We start from the raw sequence: 23,206 nt of genomic DNA on the forward strand, positions 1-23,206 counted from the left end.
ATCTATATTTGGATCTAAGTCTGTAAATAAATAGTTACCATTTTCGTCAGTCTCTGTTGCATCTAATTCATTTCCATCACAGTCTAATAATAAAACTGTAACTCCTTCAACACCCTCTTCTCCTGGATCTTGAATTCCATCCTGATCGTTATCTAAAAATACTGTATCTCCTAATGAAGCTGTTGGTAAAATGATACCTGCATCATAAGTTAAGTCATCGTCTTGACCTGCTATTACTGTAAATGGTTCTGTTTTTCCTAAATCTCCTGCATCTGAATCTATTGCATCATCTCCTCCTGCATTTGCAGTTGTGAATTCATAGTCATCTGGCAATGTTCCTTCAACAAACATGATAACATATTCGCCTGGAATTACATTTTCAAATAAATAGTTGCCATTTTCATCTGTAGTAACCTCATCAACTACATTTCCATCTTCATCTAACAATTGAACTGTTACTCCTTCAACTCCTGCTTCTCCTAAATCTTGGATACCATCTCTATCAACATCAAAGAATACTGTATCTCCAACATTTACTGGATCATAAATACCTGCGTCTACAGTTAAGTTTTCTTCTCCTGGCTCTAAATCGATACATTCTGTTTGTCCATCTTCACCTGCATCTGAATCATTTGCATCGTCTCCACCTTGATTTGCTGGTGACACTTCAAATCCGTTTGGCGTTACAAATTCTACTATGTAATCTATATTTGGATCTAAGTCTGTAAATAAATAGTTACCATTTTCGTCAGTCTCTGTTGAATCTAATTCATTTCCATCACAGTCTAATAATAAAACTGTTACTCCTTCAACACCCTCTTCTCCTGGATCTTGAATTCCATCCAGATCGATATCTAAAAATACTGTATCTCCCAATGAAGCTGTTTGAATCTCATAAGAAATACATATTGACGTAGGTACTACAGAATTTGCTGATGGAAAAGAACCATCACCTAACTGTGGATCTTCAATATGAACAATGATTATTTCATCTGTACCTTGTGGTAAGAATACATTAGATTCTAATGCACCAATCCATTCACCAGAAACCACATTATCTTCTACATCTTCAGTGTATGAAGATTCAAAAATGATGTTTCCATTTTTCTTAAATACAAGTTTCCATTTTTCATTAGTTTGAGTTACATTAACCCTATTCAAATACCCGTCCCAAGAAATAACTTCATTAATAGAAACCGTTACGGCATTATTAAATTCAGTAGGATATGGACCTGGTATTGTAAATTGTGTTGTTTGACCGTCGATAAACCTTAAGTCAGTAGAGACATTTCCGTTTGAAGAAATATCTACTTCATTTTCCCATAGAAAAGCACCAGCATCACATGTTGGATTTGTTGGTGGCACAATCTCTTCTGCTTCGTATGCAATACAAATTGAAGTAGGTACTACAGAATTTGCTGAAGGAAAAGAACCATCACCTAATTGAGAATCTTCAATATGAACAATAATTATTTCATCTGTACCTTGTGGTAAAAATATATCAGATTCTAATGCTCCAATCCATTCTCCAGAAACCACATTATCTTCAACATCTTCAGTGTAAGAAGATTCAAAAACTATATTTCCGTTTTTCTTAAATACAACTTTCCACTTTTCATTAGTTTGAGTAACATTGACTCTATTCAAATACCCATCCCAAGAGACAACTTCATTAAGCGATACAGTTACCGCACTATTGAATTCTGATGGATAAGGTCCTGGAATTGTAAATTGAGTTGTTTGTCCGTCAATAAATCTTAGATTAGTAGTAACATTTCCATTTGAAGAAATGTTTACTTCGTTTTCCCATAGGAAAGCTCCAGCATCACACGTTGGATTTGTTGGAGGCATTATTTCCTCAACTTCTGATTCATAAGAAATACAAATAGAAGAAGGCACTACTGAGTTTGCAGAAGGATAAATAGACCCTTCACCAAATACTGAGTCTTCTATGTGAACAATAATTATTTCATCAGTACCTTGAGGTAAAAATATATCTGATTCTAATGCTCCAATCCATTCACCTGAAGCCATATTATCAGGAGTATCTTCAGTATATGAAGATTCAAAAACTATATTTCCGTTTTTCTTAAATACAACTTTCCATTTTTCATTAGTTTGAGTTATATTAACTCTATTTTGATATCCGTCCCAAGACACAACTTCACTTAGAGATACTGTTACAGCATTATTAAATTCAGAAGGATAAGGACCTGGAATTGTAAAACGTGTTGTTTGTCCGTCGATAAATCTTAAATCTGCTTGTGGAATCCCATAAGATCCTGAAAGATTTGTCACATCTATGTGATTCTCCCAAAGAAAAGCACCAGAATCACATGTTGGATTTGCTGGTGGATAAATTACATTAGGATTTTGATTGTTTGAAAAAAGAGTAAATGACAAATCTATTGAGTCACAATGGGTACCTGCTGCATTATCTTGTATAAATGCAATTGCTGAAACGTGATGTGATCCTAAACTAGCATTCCAATTGTTACCATTTTGACCATCACCAGGAAATGTATATGGAACTACATTTTCTGTTAAAGAATTAGCATCTACATTGAGTGAGACACTTTCAATATTTCCGATAGTTTGTACTACTAAATAGTAGCTGCTTGGTAGGTTATCTATATTAATTTGGGCATTGTCATGAATAGGACCTAAAACTGATGAGTCTGTAGACTGATCGTAAATATAAAGTCCATCAATAGAACCGCAATCTGATTGTGTTGTATTACCTGTTTGAGCCCATGCTGAGATCAAAGAGACAAAAAACAACAAAACTGCAAATCTACTTCTAAGTTTTTGCGGGTAATTTTTTTTCATTTGAAATTAGTTTAATTAATGTATGTATTAGGGTGTATTTATCTGTTTTTTCTTACAGAAATATAACTTTGCAATATTAACCTATGTTAATTTATTGGAAATAAGATGACTATAATTTTTCGTCAATTTGACAAATTTCATCTGTCAAAGGAATAAAAATGTAAAAAAGTCCGATAAAATGAAATTGACTGATTTTGTAGAAAATAGCCTACAAATAATGAGTAATAAAACTAAGAATTTGGGTTAAAAACACCCTAAAATATGCCTTTAATAAATTCTAAAGCACGAAGTTCATTATAATACACATTATTCTTTTGAATAAATCCTACATGACCTCCAAACTTTGGCATTTCTAAAAAAAGATATTCATTCTGTTTGGCCTCTTTTACAGGAAAACATTCTGGCGACAAGAATGAATCGTTAAGTGCATTGATTAATAATGTAGGAATATTAATATTCCCTAAAAACTGTAAACTACTGGATTGTTTATAATAGTCTGAAGCATCTTTAAAACCATGTGCTTTTGATGTATACACTTCATCAAAATCCCTTAAAGTACTGATTGATTTAATTTCCTCAACTGAAATGTTTTCTGGAAATTGCTTAATCTTTAGCTTTAATTTATCTACTAGATGTTTTTTAAATCGAATAGCAAAAGCTTTATTCTTCAACTTATGCAATTCATTTGCAGAACCATGCAGATGGACTGGTACAGAAATCGCAATAGCAGATTTAATTTGAGTTGGTATGTCTCGATCTTCTCCTAGGTATTTTAAAGTAATATTTCCACCTAAACTAATGCCTTTGATATAAATTTTTGAATACCCTTTTTTTACACAATGAAGTACAACATCATCTAAATCATCTGTAGCACCTGAGTGATAACTATTATAAAACCGATTATCTTGTCCGCTACAGCCTCTAAAGTTTACACAAACAGCATCTACTCCATTTTGATTAAATAATTTTGCTGCACCTGTAACATAAGGTCGTTGCGCATGGCCTTCTAATCCATGAAGCAAGATTATAACAGCATCGGATTTTGACTTAGCAAAACTCCAATCTAAATCTAAAAAATCTTCATCACGTGTATCAATCCGTTCACGTTCTTGATCTAGACCTTTTATTTTTCGGAATAAACCAGAATATACTGTGGCAACAAATCCGTTTTTAAACTGAAAAGGTGGTTTGAAGTTAGATTCTAAAACTGGCATCTTTTTAATTAACAGTTAATGATGTGAATTCAAAAGTTTTCCCGTTAAACAATCCTTTATCGCTTAACTTAAGTGAAGGAATAACTAATAAAGCCATAAACGATAATGTCATGTAAGGCGCATTTAGTTGGCTACCAAGTTTTTTTGATAAGGCATCTAATTCAGCATATTGTTTCCCTATAGTCTCACCATCTTTATCGCTCATAATTCCTGCAACTGGCAGTGACACAATTTTTTCTTCTGAAGTTGACACTGCACATATGCCGCCTTTATTTTCAATAATGAGGTTTACAGCTTTGCAAATTGCTTCATCTGAAACACCTACAGCAATGATATTGTGAGAATCATGTCCAACTGATGATGCAATCGCACCTTCTTTTAATCCAAAATTCTTTATGAATGCCAAGGCAGGTTGATTATTATTATAACGATTAACAACTGTCATTTTTAAAATATCAGCATCAGTATTTGATACTAAATTTCCATCTATTACAGTAGTATCTTTAATTAGTTCGTTGGTTACTAACTGACCTTCTAAGGCCTCAATAACTCTAATCTGTTTAGCATCAGAAGTGATCCTAAAACTTGACACTTCTTTTTTATTTGTATTGAAATTATTAAGAGTATCAAATTTTATAGATTTCAACTTAGAACTTCCATTTTCACTAAGTAATTTACCATCAATGTAGGTTTGAAGTACTTTAAAATCATTTAAATTCTCAACTATTATAAAATCTGCTTGATCTCCTAATTGTAAAAGTCCAACGTCTAAATTATAATGTTCAACAGGATTAATACAAGCCGCTTGTAGTACTTTAAATACATCTATTCCTTTTGCAACAGCACGAGCACACAATTTATTAATATGATCTATTATTAAATCATCAGGATGTTTATCATCACTGCAAAACATGATACTTTCGTAATATTTAGGGAGTAAATCTATTAATGCCTCAAAATTTTTAGCTGCACTACCCTCTCGAATTAAAACCTTCATACCTTTTTGAAGTTTCTCTAGACCTTCGTCATATGTAAAACATTCGTGATCAGTAGAAATTCCAGCAGCTATATATTTTGTAATATCATCACCAACAACTCCTGGCGCGTGACCGTCAATTGGTTTGTTATAATGTTTTGCCCATGCGATTTTTTTCATAACCTCTTCATCATCAAACAAGACACCTGGATAATTCATCATTTCGGCTAGGTACTTGATTTCTGGTCGTGACATTAATTCCTTTATATCATCAGAATTAATAATAGCACCAGCAGATTCAAAACTTGTTGCTGGCACACATGAAGGTGCTCCAAAATTAAATTTAAATGGCGTTTGCTTACCATTTTCAATCATGAAGTCGACTCCCTTTACACCAAGCACATTAGCAATTTCGTGAGGATCTGATACTGTAGCAACAGTTCCGTGATTTACAGCTATTCTTGCAAATTCACTTGGAACAAGCATCGAGCTTTCAATATGAATATGCGCATCTACGAAACCTGGTAGAATAAAATGATTAACGTCATGTTCTTTTTCTTCGATAGATTTGATTTTACCGTCGTCAAAAACAACCTCTCCTTTAAAAATGCGTCTATTTTTTATATCTACTATTTGACCCTGTACTTTTTGCATATAATTACTTCTCGTTTGTAAGTGTGATTTTTAGAATCTGTTTTGTGTCCTTGGTCACTTTAAATCTATTATCAGTTCGACCTCCAATAATCCATATAATATCATCTTCAGAACATAACAACCATGTATTCTCTTTATCAATAAGGGAATACTTTTCATCTTTAAAGTATTTACTCAATTTCTTTTTACCATTCATTCCTGAAGGATAAAACAAGTCTCCTTTTTCCCATCTACGAAGTTGTAGTGGCAATTTTAATTTGTCTTTATCTATAAAAATTTTAGTCTTTGAATCTTTACTCATAACTGCAACGCAATCAAATCTTAAACTACCAAAAGATGTTTCGACAGAAGCGCTTAAATCTTTTATAACTAAAGGTTCTTTACTATCATTCTGAATGACATTATCACTTCTGTTTGTCAAAATTAGATGTTTTCTATCTTTGATTAGACGATGTGTTTTCGATAAGACTTGTTTTCCAGATTGTGCCTTTAGCAAGCCGATTATATCATTCCATTCAGTAAAACCATAATCCTTAAACATTTCATATAGATAGGCTTTCGGGTTATTTACTTTTATAAATTCTGAAAATTTGAATTTGACTTGCTGTTCATCAATATCAGCTATTGCTCTTTTAGCAACGGCATTTAAACTTTCATCAACAATATCTGCCGTGTCTTTTAAATTTGAAACTGTCTTATTAAAATTAGATAATAACTCTGGAGTTATTCCTTTTAATTGAGGAATAATATGATGTCGTAATTTGTTTCTTAAATAATTATCAGATGCATTACTACTATCCTCTTTCCATTTAAGATGCTGTACTTTTGCATAAGTTTCTAATTCATCTCTAGAAAAAGGTAAAAGAGGACGCACAATTACATCATTCACTTCTGGAATACCAATTAATCCAGTCAAACCTGAACCTCTTGTAAGATTTATAAAAAAAGTTTCGAGGTTATCGTCTGCATGATGTCCAGTTAAAATATAATCGAAACTTAAGTTTTCGGATAGATCTTTAAACCAATCATAACGTAGTTCACGAGCAGCCATCTGAATCGACAGTTTTTCAGTTTTGGCATAAGCTGTTGTATTAAAAGATTCTATAAAAACTTCTGTATCCAATTGCTTAGCGAGAGCATTAACAAAAGTTTCATCTGCATCACTTTCGCTTCCACGCAAATTAAAATTACAATGAGCTAATGTGATATTTAAATTCAAACTATGAGATAAATGAGTTAGAACCACACTATCTAATCCTCCTGAAATGGCAATCAAAAGTTTGCTCTCTTTTAAAAAAGGAAGGTTATTATTAATATGATTTCTAAATTCTTCTAGCACTTTTCAAAGGTATATCTTTTAAACTACAAGTTATCTATCGCTCTAAAACCTCTCTCATGGCTTTAGCTTTTAGCAAACACTCTTCATACTCTTTAAGAGGTACACTTTTAGCTGTAATAGCTCCACCAACTGAGTAAGATACATAATTTTGAGATTCGTTATACAAGATACTTCTTATAACCACATTAAAATCAAAATCATCATTTGGAGTAAAATAGCCAACAGCTCCCGAATACAATCCGCGTTTCGTTTCTTCGAGTTCTTCAATTATATTCATCGCTGAAATTTTTGGAGCACCAGTCATACTTCCCATTGGAAAAGTTGTTTTAATTACATCAACAGGATGCACTTCGTCTTTGATGTCTGAAGTCACAGTTGATATCATTTGATGCACTTGATCAAAGGAATACACTTTACAAAGCTCCTTAACTTTTACACTTCCCTTTGTAGCTGTTTTAGACAAATCATTTCTGACTAAATCTACAATCATAACATTCTCGCTTCGTTCTTTTACATCTTCGGAAAGTGCTTTTTTTAATAAATCATCTTTTGCTTTATCAGAAGATCGTTTCGCTGTCCCTTTAATGGGTTGTGATGTTATCATACAACCTTCTTTTTTTAAATAACGTTCAGGTGAAGCTGAGAGCAAATATTTATCGTACAATTTCAAAAATGTTGCAAACGGTGGTTTTGAAATCCGATTAAGATTTCTATAGATTTCTATGGGTTTAATTGACGTGTTTTCGGCATAAAATTCCTGACAAAAATTAGCTTCATAAATATCACCTCTTTGAATATGATTTAATACAGTATTGATTTTATTAAAGTATTCATCCTTGTGAATTCGCAACTTGATTTTAACAGCATCATCTTCTGTAGGCTTTGCAATTTCAGTAGAAACAACCGTAGATTCAATGTGCATCAAGTCGGTTTCAATTTCATCAGACACAAGATTTAAATACTGAATTTCTAATTTATTACCTTTAAGTAGGAATAGTTTTTTTGGTTGAAAGAAAAACAATTCAGGAAACTGTAAGCCATCAAAATTACTAGAAGACAACTTCTCGACATCATTTTTTAAATCATAAGACAAGTAGCCAAACAACCAATCTTTAGTAGCAGATTGATACACTTTTAATTGCTCAAAAGCATCGTAATAATCGGTTTGAATACTTGTAAATGCATCTACAGCAAGTACTGCATCATAATTTGAATACTGTTGTTGGTAATTATTTGAATCTAACCAAACAACTTCAAAAAACTGCTGACTCCAAGTCAATAATTTTTCCTTATATTGATTATCGCTTTTTATACTTCTGTGAATTATTTTTCTCAAATTCTTATTTTAGAATACAACGATTCAAATTTATTAAGAAGCAGACAATATCCGTCACAAAACTTACTATAATTGTAAAAATATTGCCACATATGAAGATCAGACTCAATTTAAAAAAACAAATTTTACTTCAGTTATTTATTATCGCTTTGGGGTTTTGCAATTCAGTTGTTTTTGCTCAAAATCAAGAAAATTATAATTTGTTATGGAAAGTTGAAGGTAATGGACTGCAATCACCTTCCTATTTATTTGGAACCATGCATGTAGACGACATTAGAGCTTTTAAATTTAGTGATGCCGTCATGCCTGCAATAAAAAGCTGCGAAGTATTTGCTCTAGAGATACACATGGATTCAACATATATAGCTGTAAACAATAAGATTATTAAAGATAATCCTAAAGATACTTTTAAATCCGTTTTAAACAATCAAGAATACCAACTACTAGTAGAGCGTTTTAAAGAAATTAATGGCTATTCGTTTGAAGAATCAAAACTAAAAGATCCAAATATTATTCTTAATCTATTGTATCCTGATGAGGATAAGCAAACCGACAAATCTACTTTTGTGGATATGTATTTGCTAAGTCAGGCAAAAACAATGCAAAAAGAAATTACAGGTTTAGAAGCCATTGAAACGCAAATAAACCATTTTGAATCTTTAAGCAAAAAAGAAAAAAGAGCCTATATATTAGATAAAATTGAAAGTCCTATTGTTGAGATGGACTCCATGAAAAATGTACTAACAGAACTTTATTACGAGGGAAACATCTTTAAAATAGAGCGCTATATGATTGAAGAACTAAACGGTTTTGATGATGAAATCATTGAAAGAAATAAGATCATGGCTTCCAACATAGATAAAATAATAAAAAAGCAAAGCTTATTTTCTGCTATTGGAACAGCACATTTACCAGGAGAGTTTGGTGTTATAAAATTACTACAGCAAAAAGGCTATACTCTAACTCCTGTTATAGCAGAATTCACTGGTATTGCAAACAACTTTAAAATTGATCAATCGAAATTTAAATGGTTCACATTTATTGACAAAGACTTAGGGTATTCGGTTGAGCTACCAAGTGCTCCAAATTACACAGAAGATACTGAAAGTTTTAAAGTGCATACATATCATTCTCCGGTAGACAATTCATCATATGTAATGTTTGGTTTAGATTTTAGGCATACACCTTCAGACACTTTACCAACAAGAGATTTAATAGAAAATTACATCAAACGACTTGAAAGTACATACAATGGTAGTATCGTATATAATAAAGAACGTGCTATTGAAGGTGGTATTCAAAACAAAACAATTTTAGTTCAAGAAGACCAAACAACCATTACATCCCAAATATCTATAAAAGATAAAATGGTGTATTACCATACTGTTCAAACTGAAAACCCGAGCACTAATTTAAAATCTGTTGATCGTTTTTTGAGTTCCGCAACCTTTTTTGAACCACAATCGACTCCTAAACAACCCAAAGTAGCTTCTTGGGAAACTAAAATTTATAAAGAAGGTGCCTTTTCAATAAATTTACCTGGAAAGCCCAAAAGTTTTTCGAGAGAAGCTCCAAACCCTCTTGACCCAGAAGGTGAACCCTACTTTTTAAACATGTACAGTGTTGTTGATAAAGCAAATAATGATAATTATTTATTTAGATATAATGATTTACCTAAAGGATACTATATGGATAATCCCGAAGGTTCATTTCAGTTCATGTCTGAACACATATCAAGTAATGGCACAGCAGTTTCTGAACCAAAAATCATTTACTTGAATGGGTACGAAGGGCGTGAATATGAAGTTTTAATCAATGATAAATACCACTCATTTATTAGAGTATATATTAGAGGAAACAGAACTTATCTTCTACTTCAACAAAAACTTAACGAAACAGATAAAGTTTCTCTAAACAATCCATTCTTTAAAGATTTCAAATTTATTGATTATGAAACTGCTCCGCTAGAAGAATATACAGTTGAAAACACAGAGATAAAAATTAAAAAATTTGACAATATTAAGGTCAGTATAGATACTGAAAACTTTGACTCTACCCTGTTTAAAGGATCTTATGACTACTATACAACAGATCCAAATACTGGTGATGTTTACCAATACTCTTATGGCGATTTTCAAGACTATTTTAAAACTTCTGATCTTACTCAATTCTATAGTGACAATTTAGATTTATTAAAAAACTGGAACGATTCAATTATTGAAAAACGTTCAATTAAGATTGGTACTTATGATGGAATCGAAGCTGTTTTTACTAGTGATAATAGTAGTGTCATTTCGAAACGCAGAGTGTGGATTCAAAATAAAAAGTGGCACTTATTTACTGCTTATATTGCTAATGAAGACCACAATAAAAACATGTCTGACAACATATTCAATTCTTTTATTGACAACGCTACTGAAACTGAGTTCGACATCTATTCTTCAAAAACAAAGCTTATTTTAAGCGATTTAAAATCTAAAGATAGTATTGTACAAAAGCGAGCAATTGGTGCCTTTGAATATTATGAATTTGAAGAAAAAGACCTGCCTGATTTACACAAATCATTTGCTATAAATTATGAAGATTCTGAATCAAGCGAACAAATTAAATCGGCAATACTGAATGAATTTAGCACATTTAGTAACGGTGAAACTTTAAAAATTCTTGAGACAGAATATGAAAAACTGAATACTTCAGAAGAATTAAAATCCAACATACTTTCATTGATGCATCAATTGGATGACGAAAATTCCATAACCACCTATTTGGATTTACTATTCAATAATCCTCCTAAGAAAATTGAAAACTATAACTGGTCATTATTTAGTCCGTTAAAAGACTCTCTTTCTTTATCTGTAAACAATTTAGATAAGTTGGTTGATTTGGTTTCAATTGAAGATTTAAGAAGTTCAGTATTAGAAATCTCAGGAGACATTTTAGCCGATAGCATTTATGGTGCTAAAGTCATTAACCAAAAAACAGAGAAGTTAATGACATATGCCAATGAAGATATTGCCAATTATATTAAAGAAGTAGAAGACACTACTAATTATGACTACACCTACAATGGACGCATATACAATTACCTAAGATTAATGGATTCACAAATCTTAAATCGAACTTTAGTAGAGGAATTCACGAATAAACTAATTACAAGAACAGACAACGATTGGTTTAAAAAACATGCAGCTGTAGCTAGGATAAAGAATGAAATTCCAATAAAAAAACCGATACTAAACAGCTTAATGGATAGTTTAAGTTCTCGATTCAGTATTATTAAAGCTTATCATGATTTAAATAAACTCGATAAAGTCCCTTTAACTTATCTGGATGAAGAAAATATGGCATTATTATCTATACATACTTATTTAGAAGAAATAGATGAGTATGGTTTTGAGATCCATTTAATAGATGTTATTGAAAATGAAGGTAACCGTTATTATGCTACCTCAATTAATTATGATTTTGATAATGACGAAATCGAATCCTATTTTGCTTTAATTGGACCTATTTATAAGGTTTCTCAAGATAAAGATTTTACACTATACGACACAAAAACCAACTGGGACACTCTAGATGAAAACTGGAAAGCTCAGTCAGAGCTATTACTTAATAAATCTGATGAAGAAGAGTAATTACCCATAATAGTTTTTACCTTTGACGCATGAATGAGCAAATCACATTTCAGGATTTAAATTTAAACACACCTCTTTACAACGCATTAGACGATTTAGGGTTTGTAAAACCAACACCTATTCAAGCTGAAGCCTTCAACATGGTTGCTTCAGGTAAAGATGTCGTTGGTATCGCTCAAACAGGTACAGGAAAAACCTTTGCTTATATGTTACCTGTTTTACGTCATTTAAAATATTCAACTCAAGAAAACCCAAGAGTTCTGGTTTTGGTTCCAACTCGAGAATTGGTGGTACAAGTTGTAGATGAGATTGAAAAAATAGCAAAATACATCAATGTACGTGTTTTAGGTGTGTATGGTGGCACAAACATCAACACACAAAAACAGGCTGTTGCTCAAGGACAAGATATTATAGTTGCAACTCCAGGACGATTATTTGATTTAGCTGTAAGTCGGGTATTACAATTAAAAAGCATCCAAAAATTAGTAATAGATGAAGTAGACGTAATGTTAGATCTTGGTTTTAGGCATCAGCTACTCAATATTTTTGATATTTTACCTGAAAGACGTCAAAACATTATGTTTTCGGCAACTATGACAGATGATGTTGATGAATTAATAACCGATTTTTTCATTAAACCTCAACGAGTTACTATTGCTGTATCTGGAACACCATTACACAATATTGAACAACAACGCTACGATGTCGCTAATTTTTATACAAAAGTTAACCTTTTAGAACATTTATTACATGATACTGACACCTATAATAAGGTTTTAATATTTGTAGCTTTCAAAAAACTAGCAGACAAACTCTTTGATGAACTTGAAGATCGCTTTTCAGGGCAGTCATGTGTTATACATTCAAATAAAACACAAAATTACAGACTTAGAAGTATTGAACAGTTTAGAGCTGGCGAGAATAGAATTTTAATAGCAACTGATGTTATGGCTCGTGGTTTAGATATTGAAAACATTAGTCATGTGATCAATTTTGACACACCAAAATATCCTGAAAATTACATGCATCGTATTGGTAGGACTGGTCGTGCAGAACAACAAGGACAAGCATTAACATTTTCAACAGACAAAGAACAAGAGGCTATTGAAACGATTCAATCTTATATGGAAATGAAAATACCTCTAAATGTAATTCCTGAGGTTGTAGAAATTTCAAAACAATTAATTGAGGAAGAACGTCCGCAAATTAGAGAACGAAACAATCCAACAAAGCGAACAGGTGACGATGTTCCTGGAGAGGCATTTCATGAGAAAAAAGACAAAAACAAAAAAGAAAATTTAGGAGGTTCTTATAAATTCAAAATTGCAGCTAAGTACAAAAAACCAAAAACAAGAGGTGATAAAAATTATAATAAGCGCAACAAAAGAAAATAAAAAAACCCTTTCCAAATACATGAAAAGAGAAGAGAAAAATCGTCAAATTGTTAAAGCTATATAATTATACTAACCTTTAACCCTAAATTATATTCAATCAACAACTTTTATCTGATTCTCCACTATATCTTTAATAGGCACAACTAATTTGCCATCAGAATTCTTTAAAACAACAGTAATATTACCTATAGAATCAACTTCATATACTTTACTTTCAAATTCAATCTTTTGACCTACTTCATAGGTTTTTCTTGTGTAAAATGTTCTTAATAAATCTGCGACAACTTCTCTAGCTCCTAGGCCGAAGGCAAGTGCAAAAGACACTAAGAATGCAGCAAGAAACATTGTTAAATTGCTCGTAATAATTTCAGTATCAACACCTGCTTGATTTAAAGCAGTAATAGATATGAATATAAGTAATAAGAAAAACACTACTTGACTAATAATTTTAGCACCAGATAAGTCCATTGATTCAAATAAAGATTGTAACCCTTTCTTAACGAAATTTGCAAACAACAATCCTAAAGTAAAAATAATTAGCGCAACAAATAGTTGAGGTAAATACCCTAAGAAATTACTAATTTGCTCAGATATAATTTTCATGTTTAATATATCAGAAACCATTATTAGAATCATGATATAGATTATCCATTTCACAAAAGTAGATACGATCTTAATGGTATTGAAGTTTAGTTTTTTTCCTTCAACTATTTCGATCTCATTAAGTTTATCATCAAGTTTATCTGCTTTAGCTAATTTTAGTGCCTTTTTAATTAGCCTCACCACAATTTTTGAAACTAACCATCCTACAATTAAAACTATCAAAGCACCCAGAATACTTGGGAAAATTTTGGTGATTTCTAACCACATGGCTGATAGAGAGTCCATGGCTATATCTTTATATTCAGTTATTTTATCCATTACGTTTGATTATTATTTATTAGTAGCTATTATTTTTTTTCTCTTTTATTCATTACTGTTTCAATCACATCCCCTAAATTATATGAGAATAATTCAGCCAACTCCATTAACAATTTTGCTATGGCAATATCATTCATCACCTTAGATTTCAATTCTGGTGGTACTGACCTCAATGGCTTATTTATGTCTTTAAAAGGATTCTCCATTACACAAAATTCTCATTATAAACAGTTAACAATTTATCCTTTGCACGTTTGACTCTCATCTTTACGGCACTTTCCCCAATATCTAAAACACTTTCGATTTCTTTTATTGAAAGGTTGTCTTGGTATTTTAGCAACAATATCATTTTTTCATCAGGCGAAACGAGTTCCAAAGCTTTTTTAAGCTTATCTATTCTCATATCACTAAACCCTTCATCGTTTGGCTCTTCTGAAATATTTTCAATATCTGCATAATCTACAGATTGCTTTTCAAATTTTTTAGCTGTATTTCGTGTCACATAATTCACACAATGGTTATAAGTAAACGCATATAGCCATGTTGAAAATTTAGACTTCCCTTTAAAACTTGCTAGTTTCACAAATAGTTTCAAAAACACATCCTGTGTTAAGTCTTTTGCTTCATCTTCGTCTTTAGCAAAACTGTAGCATTTGTTATATACTAGAGGTGCAAAACGATCATACAAAACAGCGAATAGCAAAGTGTCATTGTTTTTGACAATGTTACTTACCAACTCTTCGTCAGATTGCTTATTAATTTTTTCTAAGGGTTCCAAAAACTTTGGATTATTATAAAGGTTAGTATTTTGACACACACTTATTAATTAAGTCACATCAAAACACTAATTTTTTTAAGTAGTGCAAAATTAACATAAGTTAATGAATACACCTCATAAAAAAAGCGAGTCAAATAAATTAGACTCGCTTTTAAGTATTAAATGTTATTATACCTAGTCGTTTTTTGATTGAATTTTTAAACCAGATCTTAAAATCAATATTCCTATTCTTGCAATAACAAACGAAAACAAGCCAAAAGTTGCTGTGAGTAATGATACTTTTAACCCTCCAGCAAATATTGCTGGATCAGGATTACCCATCGCTTCAACAGAATCAAATGCCGAAATTAAACCTAGAACGGAACCTAAAAAACCAATAACTAAACCTAGTAGACTTGAATCTACAGCCATTTTCAACATTTTATTTGTCTTCTCACTAGATTTGTTGATTGAAGAAAATCCAATAATAAGAAATGCTATTGATAATAATAAACAGATAAGTATTAAAGACATAAACAATGGACCACCTTCCATGAAAATATTTAAAAATACTAAAAGATTAAATTGAGTTTTTAAAGCAAGTGTTAGTGTAAACATAGTTTTAAATTTAGTTAAACATAGTCAAACTTAACCATAACAAACTCTTCAATTTTAATAATGCGACCAACAACCAATTTAAAATGGTATTTAACACCATTGTTGAAACCCGAACTAAATTGGTCGTTCGTCTACGATTCTGTAGAATCAGATAAAAAATATAGTAATATTGTACCTCATTTATGTTTACAACCACTTTCATATTAAAAAAAATTGGACGCATTATTTTACACCTCCTGTTTTGGATTGTTGTACTCTTTTTTTATACTAATTTTTTTCAAGTAGATAATGCTACTTACGAAGACACGCTAACATTCTCTTTATTTTTAATGCCCATCACCATTGCGACTACCTATGTAGCAAACTATACGTTAATTCCAGATTACTTAATAACAAAACAATATTGGCAATTTGTACTCTATAGCATTTATACTTTAATCATTTCATTGTACTTACTATTTGTATCTATTTTTTTTAGTTTGATCTATATCTCAAATTTTGAATATTCAGAAATGAATCCACTTACCAAAAATGTGCTTTTTATAATGACTGCTGTTTATTTAATTGTCATTATTGTTGGTGCATTTAAACTCTTAAAGTTAAATTTAAAACAGACTACCAGAGCAAAAACTTTAGAAACTAAAATATTAGACACTCAGCTAAAACTAAAAGAACAAGAACTAAACTACTTGAAAATGCAAATCCATCCGCATTTCTTATTTAACACATTAAATACAATGTATGGTTTCGCTCTAAAAAAAGCTGAGGAAACACCAGATATGATTTTAAAATTGTCTAATATTCTAGATTACCTCTTATATCAAGCAGAAAAACCTTTTGTAGTATTATCTGAAGAAATCGCACATATAAAAGATTATATTGATTTAGAAAAAATGAGATTTAATGATACTTTAAATATAAATTTTGATGTAAATGTTTCATCTGAATCAATTATGATTTCTCCAATGTTACTGCTTCCATTCGTAGAAAATAGTTTCAAACATGGAAACATTAGTAATGGCAAACTCAATATTGATATTAAACTTAAAGCAGATTCTAATTCGATAGATTTCAGAATACAGAATTCACACTCTAAACAGAACAATTTAGATGAAGGTATAGGCTTAGAAAATATAAAAAAGCGCTTAGAGTTATTGTATCAAAATCAATACGATTTACATATTACAAATCAAGATTCCCTATTTTCTGTACAACTTTGCCTAAACACAGCTAATGATGCCTAGCAACCCAACCATTTCTTGTTTAATTGTTGATGACGAAACTATTGCTAGGGAAATCATTGCTACCCATTTATCAAAAATTGAAAATATACACATCGTTGCGAGTTGCAAAAGCGCAGTTGAAGCTTTTAGTCATATAAGTCATCAAAAAATCGATTTGGTTTTTCTTGATATCAATATGCCTGAAATTTCGGGTATTTCGTTTGCTAAATCCATCAATAGCGATATAAAAGTCATATTCACAACAGCATATAGAGACTATGCCGTTGAAGGATTTGAACTTAAAGCTGTTGATTATTTACTTAAACCTATTTCATTTGATAGGCTTCAAAAAGCCATTAATAATTATTTTGAAATCTATAGAACTCATGAACGATCGCTTATACATTCAAAAAGCAGTTCCAATTTTATCTTTGTTCGCTCTGAACGAAGAATGATAAAAATAGATTTTGATGATATAATTTATATTGAAAGTTATAGCGATTACTTAAAAATACACTTAAAAGAAACCACTATCATCACACGAGAGACTATCAGTTCTATAGAAGCTAAATTACCTAAATCTTTATTCATTAGAATTCACAGATCCTATATAATTACAATTAAAGCAATCAATTCTTTTACAAATGAACATATCACAATTCACAACAAAGCTTTACCTATAAGCAGAACATATAAAAAAGAAGTGTTAAGTTTTCTAGAAAAATTTTAAAACATTCAATAAAACACTTATAATTACGTTGAACTTAAACTAACTAAGTTTTGAGATAAACCGCTTAATGGAAGATTATTTACGCAACACCATTCCTAATTTAAAATCATTTGATTATAATCGTCATTACGAGTCACATTTTATAAATCAAAATTGGGTTTTAGTAAATGGAATTTCTAAAAAAAAGTCGATATATACGTTTAAAGACGATTATATTTTAGAAATTAAAAGAAAGTCTTCTTCAATAAAAACCTCTTGGACTTTAAGCATTAATAATATTTTTTCTATTGAAACAGAAGACGGCTTAATGGTCGTAAAAGCCTACTTTAAAGATGATGACATCTTAGTTTTAAATCATCAAAACAAAAAAGAATTTGCACTTTTTATTAATACGACCAATTACTCTGAAGATCTAGACTCTGTTGAAGATGTTCAACAATTTTTAAAAGAAAAATACCAACAAAAGGTAACTGATTTAATTTACGGTCATGAGTTTTATTATATAGAAAGATCAAAAGAATTTGGACCATTTACTGTTGAAGAACTCTCGGAAAAAGTAAAAGCAGAAGCTATAAGTCCCTATTGTTTTGTAAGAGATATTAATGAGTATGACTATAATAATCGTTTGCGTATTTACGACTTAATAAAAGAGTTGTAATCTTATTTCTTTTTTAAATGACTTTCAATATCACTGATATGAAGACTTAACGCTTTTGCAGATATTTGAATTTCTTTAATTAGAAACATTAATGATATGATGAGAAGTATTAAAGCTACTCCAAAAATCCAAGTTGCGAGCACATGGTAATCAATATAAATTAAGAACATCGTCAATACACATAGCAACAAACTTGAAATTCCGAAAATTTGCATCCAACGTGTTAAATTTAGTCTCAATTTTAAATTCTTTATTTGTTCAATAAGCGAGTCATCCATTTTCTCTAAATACTTATCATGCAAATTTCTTATGACTGAAGCATAAGCTAAAAATCGATTGGTATAAGCCAACATAATTAATGATATTGCCGAAAACAATAAAGCTGGAGTAGTTAGTGTGAGTTCGTTCATTTCTTTATAGTAATATAATTTCCTCTAAAGCCTTTATTTATTGAGGAGAATTTAATCTTATGGTTTAGTAGCATCAATTATATCATCAATGAGTTTGTCTGTTTCTTCACAACGCTCTTTTACTTGTTGATAGTGCCACAGGTTATTATCTAAATAATTCTCGAACTCTACCTCTTGAAACAAAGGGTAATAATCTGGTTTTATTTTAGAAGTTCCGGTCCAAGAGTAATTACTAGCCATATCCATTTGCTTAAAGGATATTTTAGGTAACAAATAAGGCAGAAGTTCGTTATTTGACCAATTATCTAATTTTACGATTCGCGTTTTCCTGATTTCAGATAGCGCATTCCATTTATAAAGCAAATCTGTAATTTTATCATTTTTTAAAAGGTTTAATTTACCACTTTGCATAATATTTTTAATGGTATTATCTGCAAAAGCTACCTCACTAGATCCAAAAGATACATGAAGTAAACTATCTATATTATGTTTATCCAGTTCTTCTTTTGAACTCCCTATTAAATTCATTATGGTTTCTTGAGCATTCATCTGCATATTCATTTCACTTAAAAATGCCTTTAAGACCTTTTTATTTTCGTTAAAGTCACTGTGCAATTTAGCAATCACTTCTTTTTCCTCATTTTGCTCAATGCGGTTTTGATTCCAGTTATTTACTTGTAACGCAAGTAGAATACCAATCATTACTAGCACAATCTCGCCAATAGCGTATTTGATGTATTTGGATGTTTTGTTTTCCATAATTAAAGATTGTCTAATATGTCTGAAAATTTTTATCATCTTTTAATATTAATGTCATTTCGAGCTTGTCGAGAAATCTCTGTCAGGTTAAAATAGATTCCGCCACTTCGGTCGGAATAACAAAACATTTTAATCTCTATAATTAGGCTTTGAAAGTTCTATTATACTATCTAGGGTTTCTTGTACTTTTTGTAACTCTCCACTAGCATTTAATATTTGATCCATTAAATCATATCTCCCTTTTACCATAAATTCAAATCTCAAAGATTGTAAGGCTTCAAAATTATTTCGCTCATCTTTAAAATTAAAATCCCAATCAAAATGTTGAGCCATGTAAGGATCGTATTGATCCCAAATATATTTTCTAGATAGTAATTCTTCTTCTTGATAATCTGTAATTAAATCATTCCATGATATCAATAAATCACGTAAGCTTTCATTTTTAATAATATCAAAAGATGACGTGCTTTCAAGTGCATTAATACTAGTTTGTGAAGGATTAAAAGTCACACCTCCATAAGACCACCACAACTGCACAGATAAGGAATCTAAGACTTCAGGCTCTGGTTTCGAAAGTATTGGAAATAAACTCATGACTTTGGCACAATTATCATACACTAATTTATGCTGAATTATAACTGAGTCTAACTGCTTTTTGTTTTGTGTAAACTCTTTATGGATGTCTGCTAAAATTGCTGTTTCCTTATTAGAATTCAATCTGTTTTGATTCCAATTACTTATCTGTAAAGCAATGAGAATCCCAATAACAACAAGGAGGATTTCGCCAATGGCGTATTTGAAATATTTAGAAGTTTTGCCTTCAGTAAGAAGGTTATGTCGAATTTGGCGAAAAAATTTAATCATTCACTTTCAAATGAAAGCAAATTAGGTTGATGGTGTAGCTGAGGTTGGTTTGCTATATGTGCTTAAAGATAATATAATGTTACAGACAATAGAAAATATCTTACAAAAAAAACAGCATAATATGTCATTCCTGCGAAGGCAGGAATCCACTAAAAAAATTAATTCAACCTTATTTTAGATTTGACCAATCTCTAGAAAGATCGCTCCAATTAGGATTGTCTTTTTCTATTAAATCTATTTTCCATTGACGCTTCCATTTTTTCATGTTTTTCTCTCGTTTAATAGCGTCATTAATATATTGGAATGTTTCAAAATAAATTAATCTATTTAAACCATATCTTTTAGTAAATCCCTCAACTAATTTATTTTTATGCTCAAACATTCTGCGTTCCAAATCATTTGTAACACCAATGTATAGTGTTCCACTATACTTATTTGATAGTATATAAAGATAATATTGATGTATTATTTTAATCATTATTACTAGAGTATAAAATTTTGGAAAACTAGTAGATTCCTGCCTTCGCAGGAATGACAGAACTCAAGTTTAAATATAGATATAGTAAGTTTATAAAAGCTACTTTAAAGGGTTCTTGCTCAAGAATGATTGAGATTGGTTTCTACAAAAAAAGCGAACTAAAAAGTTCGCTTTAATATGTATCTTCAATTATCTTTTATACATGCAATGCACGATCATCAGTTGCAGCTAAAGCAGCCTCTTTTACTGCTTCTGCAAATGTTGGATGTGCATGAGACATGCGAGAAATATCTTCAGCAGATGCTCTATATTCCATAGCAACAACAGCTTCAGCAATTAAATCGGCGCAACGTGCTCCAATCATATGCACACCTAATACTTCATCTGTAGTTTTATCAGCAAGGATTTTCACAAACCCGTCAATATCGCCACTCGCTCTAGCTCTTCCTAAAGCTCTAAATGGAAACTGTCCAGCCTTGTACTCTACTCCTGCTTCTTTTAATTCTTCTTCAGTTTTACCAACTGCTGCAACTTCTGGCCAAGTATAAACTACACCAGGAATTAAGTTATAATCGATATGTGGTTTTTGTCCTGCTAATGTTTCAGCAACAAAAACACCTTCTTCTTCAGCTTTGTGAGCTAACATTGCGCCTTTAATAACATCTCCAATGGCATAAATATTAGATATATTAGTTTGTAAATGCTCGTTAACTTCAATTTGTCCTCTATCTGTCAATTTCACACCAGCAGCTTCAGCATTCAAACCATCTGTATAAGGACGACGTCCAACAGATACTAAGCAGTAATCACCTTTAAACTCAACAATTTCACCTTTTTTATTTTCAGCTTTAACGATTACCTCATCACCTTTACGTTCAACAGATTGAACTTTGTGCGACATCATCATTTTACATTTCGCCTTTTTGAATACTTTGTTTAACTCTTTAGATAAACCAGCATCCATGGTAGGTAAAATACGATCCATATACTCAATAACAGTCACTTCTGCACCAAGACGTCTGTATACTTGACCGAGCTCCAATCCAATTACTCCACCACCAATAATAATCATGTGCTTCGGAACTTCTTTAAGTTTTAAAGCTTCAGTAGATGTAATGACACGCTCTTTATCTATGGTAATAAATGGCAAATTAGATGGTTTAGAACCTGTAGCTATAATGATCTTTTTTGCTTCAATTTCACCAGCATCTTTTCCTTCGATTTTAATATGAGTTGCATCTTTAAAAGACCCTAAACCTTCATATACATCGATGTTGTTTTTCTTCATTAAAAAATCTATTCCACCAGTAGTTTGATCCACAACTGCCTGCTTACGACCAATCATTTTTTCTAAGTTCACTTTAATGTCACCTGGAATGTCAATACCATGCTCTTCAAAATGCTTGGTCGCTTCTTCATAATGATGAGAAGAAGACAATAAGGCTTTACTTGGAATACAACCAACATTTAAACATGTTCCGCCAAGTGTTGCATACTTTTCGATTATTGCTGTTTTCATGCCAAGTTGCGCACAGCGAATTGCTGCTACATATCCACCAGGACCAGAACCTATTATTGCTACATCGTATGATTTCATAAAAGAATATTTATCAGTTTTTACTAAAATGACTACAAAAATACGACTTTGATTTATGATTTACTATCGACATAAGATGAATTTAACATCAATTGTTTTTATGAAGGAAATCCTAGCATGTCTCCCATTCCAACAGTAAACAACCATGACCCATATATGGCATGTTCAATAGATACTAAAATCGTAGATTTCGTTTTTTTATAGGTCAATGCAAACAAGATTCCTCCTAGAAATGTTAGAATCATAACCAAAGTATTTCTGAAGAAAATATGACCTAATGAAAACAACGCTGCATTTATGACAATAAACAGCATTTCACTTTTAAACAAACTTTGATAACGTTGAAAAAAGAAGGTGCGATAAACGAGTTCTTGAGGATACACCGAAAAAAAACTATAAACAAATAGTATCATTAACCATAGTAACGGTTTGTTAAGAAGGACTACAAAAAGGTTTTCTGGATCAACAAAACACATGTATAAAGTTGTAAGAATTGCTATTCCTGAGAGTTGTATTAAAATTCGTTTAAAAAATAAATTCCAGTTTAAATTTTTAGTGATTTTGAATTTATTTTTTTCAATTCTTAGCAAAATAAATATGACATACAGAAAACCTACTAGACCAATACACATCTTAATCCATACAGGATAGTCGATTGCAAAGCTTACAGGTACAAGTATAAATATTATAAAAAATTCGATGAGTTTGAAGGAGGTGGTTTCCATGTTATAAATATATAATAAAAGCTTATACTTTAATTGCAGTTGTATGTTTAACTTCATTTATCATAAAAGCACTCTGTGTACTACCAATA

General features: G+C 31.1%; 20 protein-coding genes. 5 read left to right on the top strand and 15 right to left on the bottom strand.

The window, feature by feature from the left end; genetic code table 11:
• The 5 genes from AB8B90_RS07115 to pabB all read right to left on the bottom strand — a co-directional run.
• On the bottom strand, positions 1-2,829 hold a 2,829-nt coding region (locus AB8B90_RS07115; RefSeq protein WP_405335139.1), incomplete at its 3' end, for an SdrD B-like domain-containing protein.
• A 254-nt stretch (positions 2,830-3,083) separates the two neighbouring features.
• Entirely contained in the window at positions 3,084-4,043 is a 960-nt protein-coding gene (locus AB8B90_RS07120) for a YheT family hydrolase (protein WP_405335141.1), read from the bottom strand.
• 4 nt (positions 4,044-4,047) lie between these two features.
• On the bottom strand, positions 4,048-5,673 hold the full coding sequence (gene ade / locus AB8B90_RS07125; RefSeq protein ID WP_405335142.1) for an adenine deaminase: 1,626 nt from the start codon (positions 5,671-5,673) through the stop codon (positions 4,048-4,050).
• A 4-nt stretch (positions 5,674-5,677) separates the two neighbouring features.
• On the bottom strand, positions 5,678-7,012 hold the full coding sequence (gene tilS, locus AB8B90_RS07130; RefSeq protein ID WP_405335144.1) for a tRNA lysidine(34) synthetase TilS: 1,335 nt from the start codon (positions 7,010-7,012) through the stop codon (positions 5,678-5,680).
• Positions 7,013-7,046: 34 nt separating this feature from the next.
• Complete coding sequence (gene pabB / locus AB8B90_RS07135; RefSeq protein WP_405335146.1) at positions 7,047-8,348, bottom strand: aminodeoxychorismate synthase component I; 1,302 nt, start codon at positions 8,346-8,348, stop codon at positions 7,047-7,049.
• 92 nt (positions 8,349-8,440) lie between these two features.
• On the opposite strand from pabB, the gene AB8B90_RS07140 reads away from it, so the two are divergent.
• Together AB8B90_RS07140 and AB8B90_RS07145 are read left to right on the top strand one after the other, a co-directional pair.
• Positions 8,441-11,983 carry a TraB/GumN family protein gene (locus AB8B90_RS07140; RefSeq protein WP_405335147.1) on the top strand — a complete coding sequence of 1,181 codons (3,543 nt, stop codon included), beginning with the start codon at positions 8,441-8,443 and terminating at the stop codon, positions 11,981-11,983.
• Between the two features lie 29 nt (positions 11,984-12,012).
• Complete coding sequence (locus AB8B90_RS07145) at positions 12,013-13,377, top strand: DEAD/DEAH box helicase (RefSeq protein ID WP_405335149.1); 1,365 nt, start codon at positions 12,013-12,015, stop codon at positions 13,375-13,377.
• A gap of 93 nt (positions 13,378-13,470) precedes the next feature.
• Here the strand turns inward: AB8B90_RS07145 and AB8B90_RS07150 are convergent, their stop codons facing one another.
• From AB8B90_RS07150 to AB8B90_RS07165, 4 genes are all read right to left on the bottom strand, one after another.
• A complete protein-coding gene (locus AB8B90_RS07150) occupies positions 13,471-14,298 on the bottom strand; it encodes a mechanosensitive ion channel family protein (RefSeq protein ID WP_405335151.1) in 828 nt (275 codons plus the stop codon).
• Positions 14,299-14,327: 29 nt separating this feature from the next.
• Entirely contained in the window at positions 14,328-14,504 is a 177-nt protein-coding gene (locus tag AB8B90_RS07155; protein ID WP_405335153.1) for a hypothetical protein, read from the bottom strand.
• Positions 14,504-15,076 carry an RNA polymerase sigma factor gene (locus AB8B90_RS07160; protein WP_405335155.1) on the bottom strand — a complete coding sequence of 191 codons (573 nt, stop codon included), beginning with the start codon at positions 15,074-15,076 and terminating at the stop codon, positions 14,504-14,506. Before AB8B90_RS07160 ends, AB8B90_RS07155 begins: the two co-directional genes overlap by 1 nt.
• A gap of 174 nt (positions 15,077-15,250) precedes the next feature.
• Entirely contained in the window at positions 15,251-15,673 is a 423-nt protein-coding gene (locus AB8B90_RS07165) for a MotA/TolQ/ExbB proton channel family protein (protein ID WP_405335157.1), read from the bottom strand.
• A 182-nt stretch (positions 15,674-15,855) separates the two neighbouring features.
• Here AB8B90_RS07165 and AB8B90_RS07170 point away from each other — a divergent pair, with 182 nt between their 5' ends.
• The 3 genes from AB8B90_RS07170 (at position 15,856) to AB8B90_RS07180 (ending at position 18,284) form a co-directional block, all read left to right on the top strand.
• Positions 15,856-16,917, top strand: coding sequence for a sensor histidine kinase (locus AB8B90_RS07170; protein WP_405335159.1), 1,062 nt, complete (start codon positions 15,856-15,858; stop codon positions 16,915-16,917).
• Positions 16,910-17,626 (top strand): LytR/AlgR family response regulator transcription factor, encoded by a 717-nt coding sequence (locus AB8B90_RS07175; RefSeq protein ID WP_405335175.1) that lies wholly within the window; start codon positions 16,910-16,912, stop codon positions 17,624-17,626. Before AB8B90_RS07170 ends, AB8B90_RS07175 begins: the two co-directional genes overlap by 8 nt.
• 67 nt (positions 17,627-17,693) lie before the next feature.
• Positions 17,694-18,284, top strand: a complete 591-nt coding sequence (locus tag AB8B90_RS07180) for a hypothetical protein (protein WP_405335161.1) — start codon at positions 17,694-17,696, stop codon at positions 18,282-18,284.
• A 2-nt stretch (positions 18,285-18,286) separates the two neighbouring features.
• Here the strand turns inward: AB8B90_RS07180 and AB8B90_RS07185 are convergent, their stop codons facing one another.
• The 6 genes from AB8B90_RS07185 to AB8B90_RS07210 form a co-directional block, all read right to left on the bottom strand.
• Positions 18,287-18,694 (bottom strand): DUF2721 domain-containing protein, encoded by a 408-nt coding sequence (locus AB8B90_RS07185; RefSeq protein WP_405335163.1) that lies wholly within the window; start codon positions 18,692-18,694, stop codon positions 18,287-18,289.
• 57 nt (positions 18,695-18,751) lie between these two features.
• Positions 18,752-19,453, bottom strand: coding sequence for a hypothetical protein (locus AB8B90_RS07190; RefSeq protein ID WP_405335165.1), 702 nt, complete (start codon positions 19,451-19,453; stop codon positions 18,752-18,754).
• A gap of 129 nt (positions 19,454-19,582) precedes the next feature.
• On the bottom strand, positions 19,583-20,317 hold the full coding sequence (locus AB8B90_RS07195; RefSeq protein WP_405335167.1) for a DUF6090 family protein: 735 nt from the start codon (positions 20,315-20,317) through the stop codon (positions 19,583-19,585).
• A gap of 169 nt (positions 20,318-20,486) precedes the next feature.
• Positions 20,487-20,795: a GIY-YIG nuclease family protein gene (locus AB8B90_RS07200; protein WP_405335169.1), complete on the bottom strand. Its 309-nt coding sequence runs from the start codon at positions 20,793-20,795 to the stop codon at positions 20,487-20,489.
• A gap of 196 nt (positions 20,796-20,991) precedes the next feature.
• The gene (lpdA, locus tag AB8B90_RS07205) at positions 20,992-22,392 is read right to left on the bottom strand and encodes a dihydrolipoyl dehydrogenase (protein WP_405335171.1); all 1,401 of its coding nucleotides are present in this window, start codon (positions 22,390-22,392) and stop codon (positions 20,992-20,994) included.
• 98 nt (positions 22,393-22,490) lie between these two features.
• Positions 22,491-23,117: a CPBP family intramembrane glutamic endopeptidase gene (locus AB8B90_RS07210; RefSeq protein ID WP_405335173.1), complete on the bottom strand. Its 627-nt coding sequence runs from the start codon at positions 23,115-23,117 to the stop codon at positions 22,491-22,493.
• Positions 23,118-23,206 lie beyond the last annotated feature (89 nt).

It is taken from the genome of Psychroserpens sp. (assembly GCF_045105015.1).
Taxonomy (GTDB): domain Bacteria; phylum Bacteroidota; class Bacteroidia; order Flavobacteriales; family Flavobacteriaceae; genus Psychroserpens.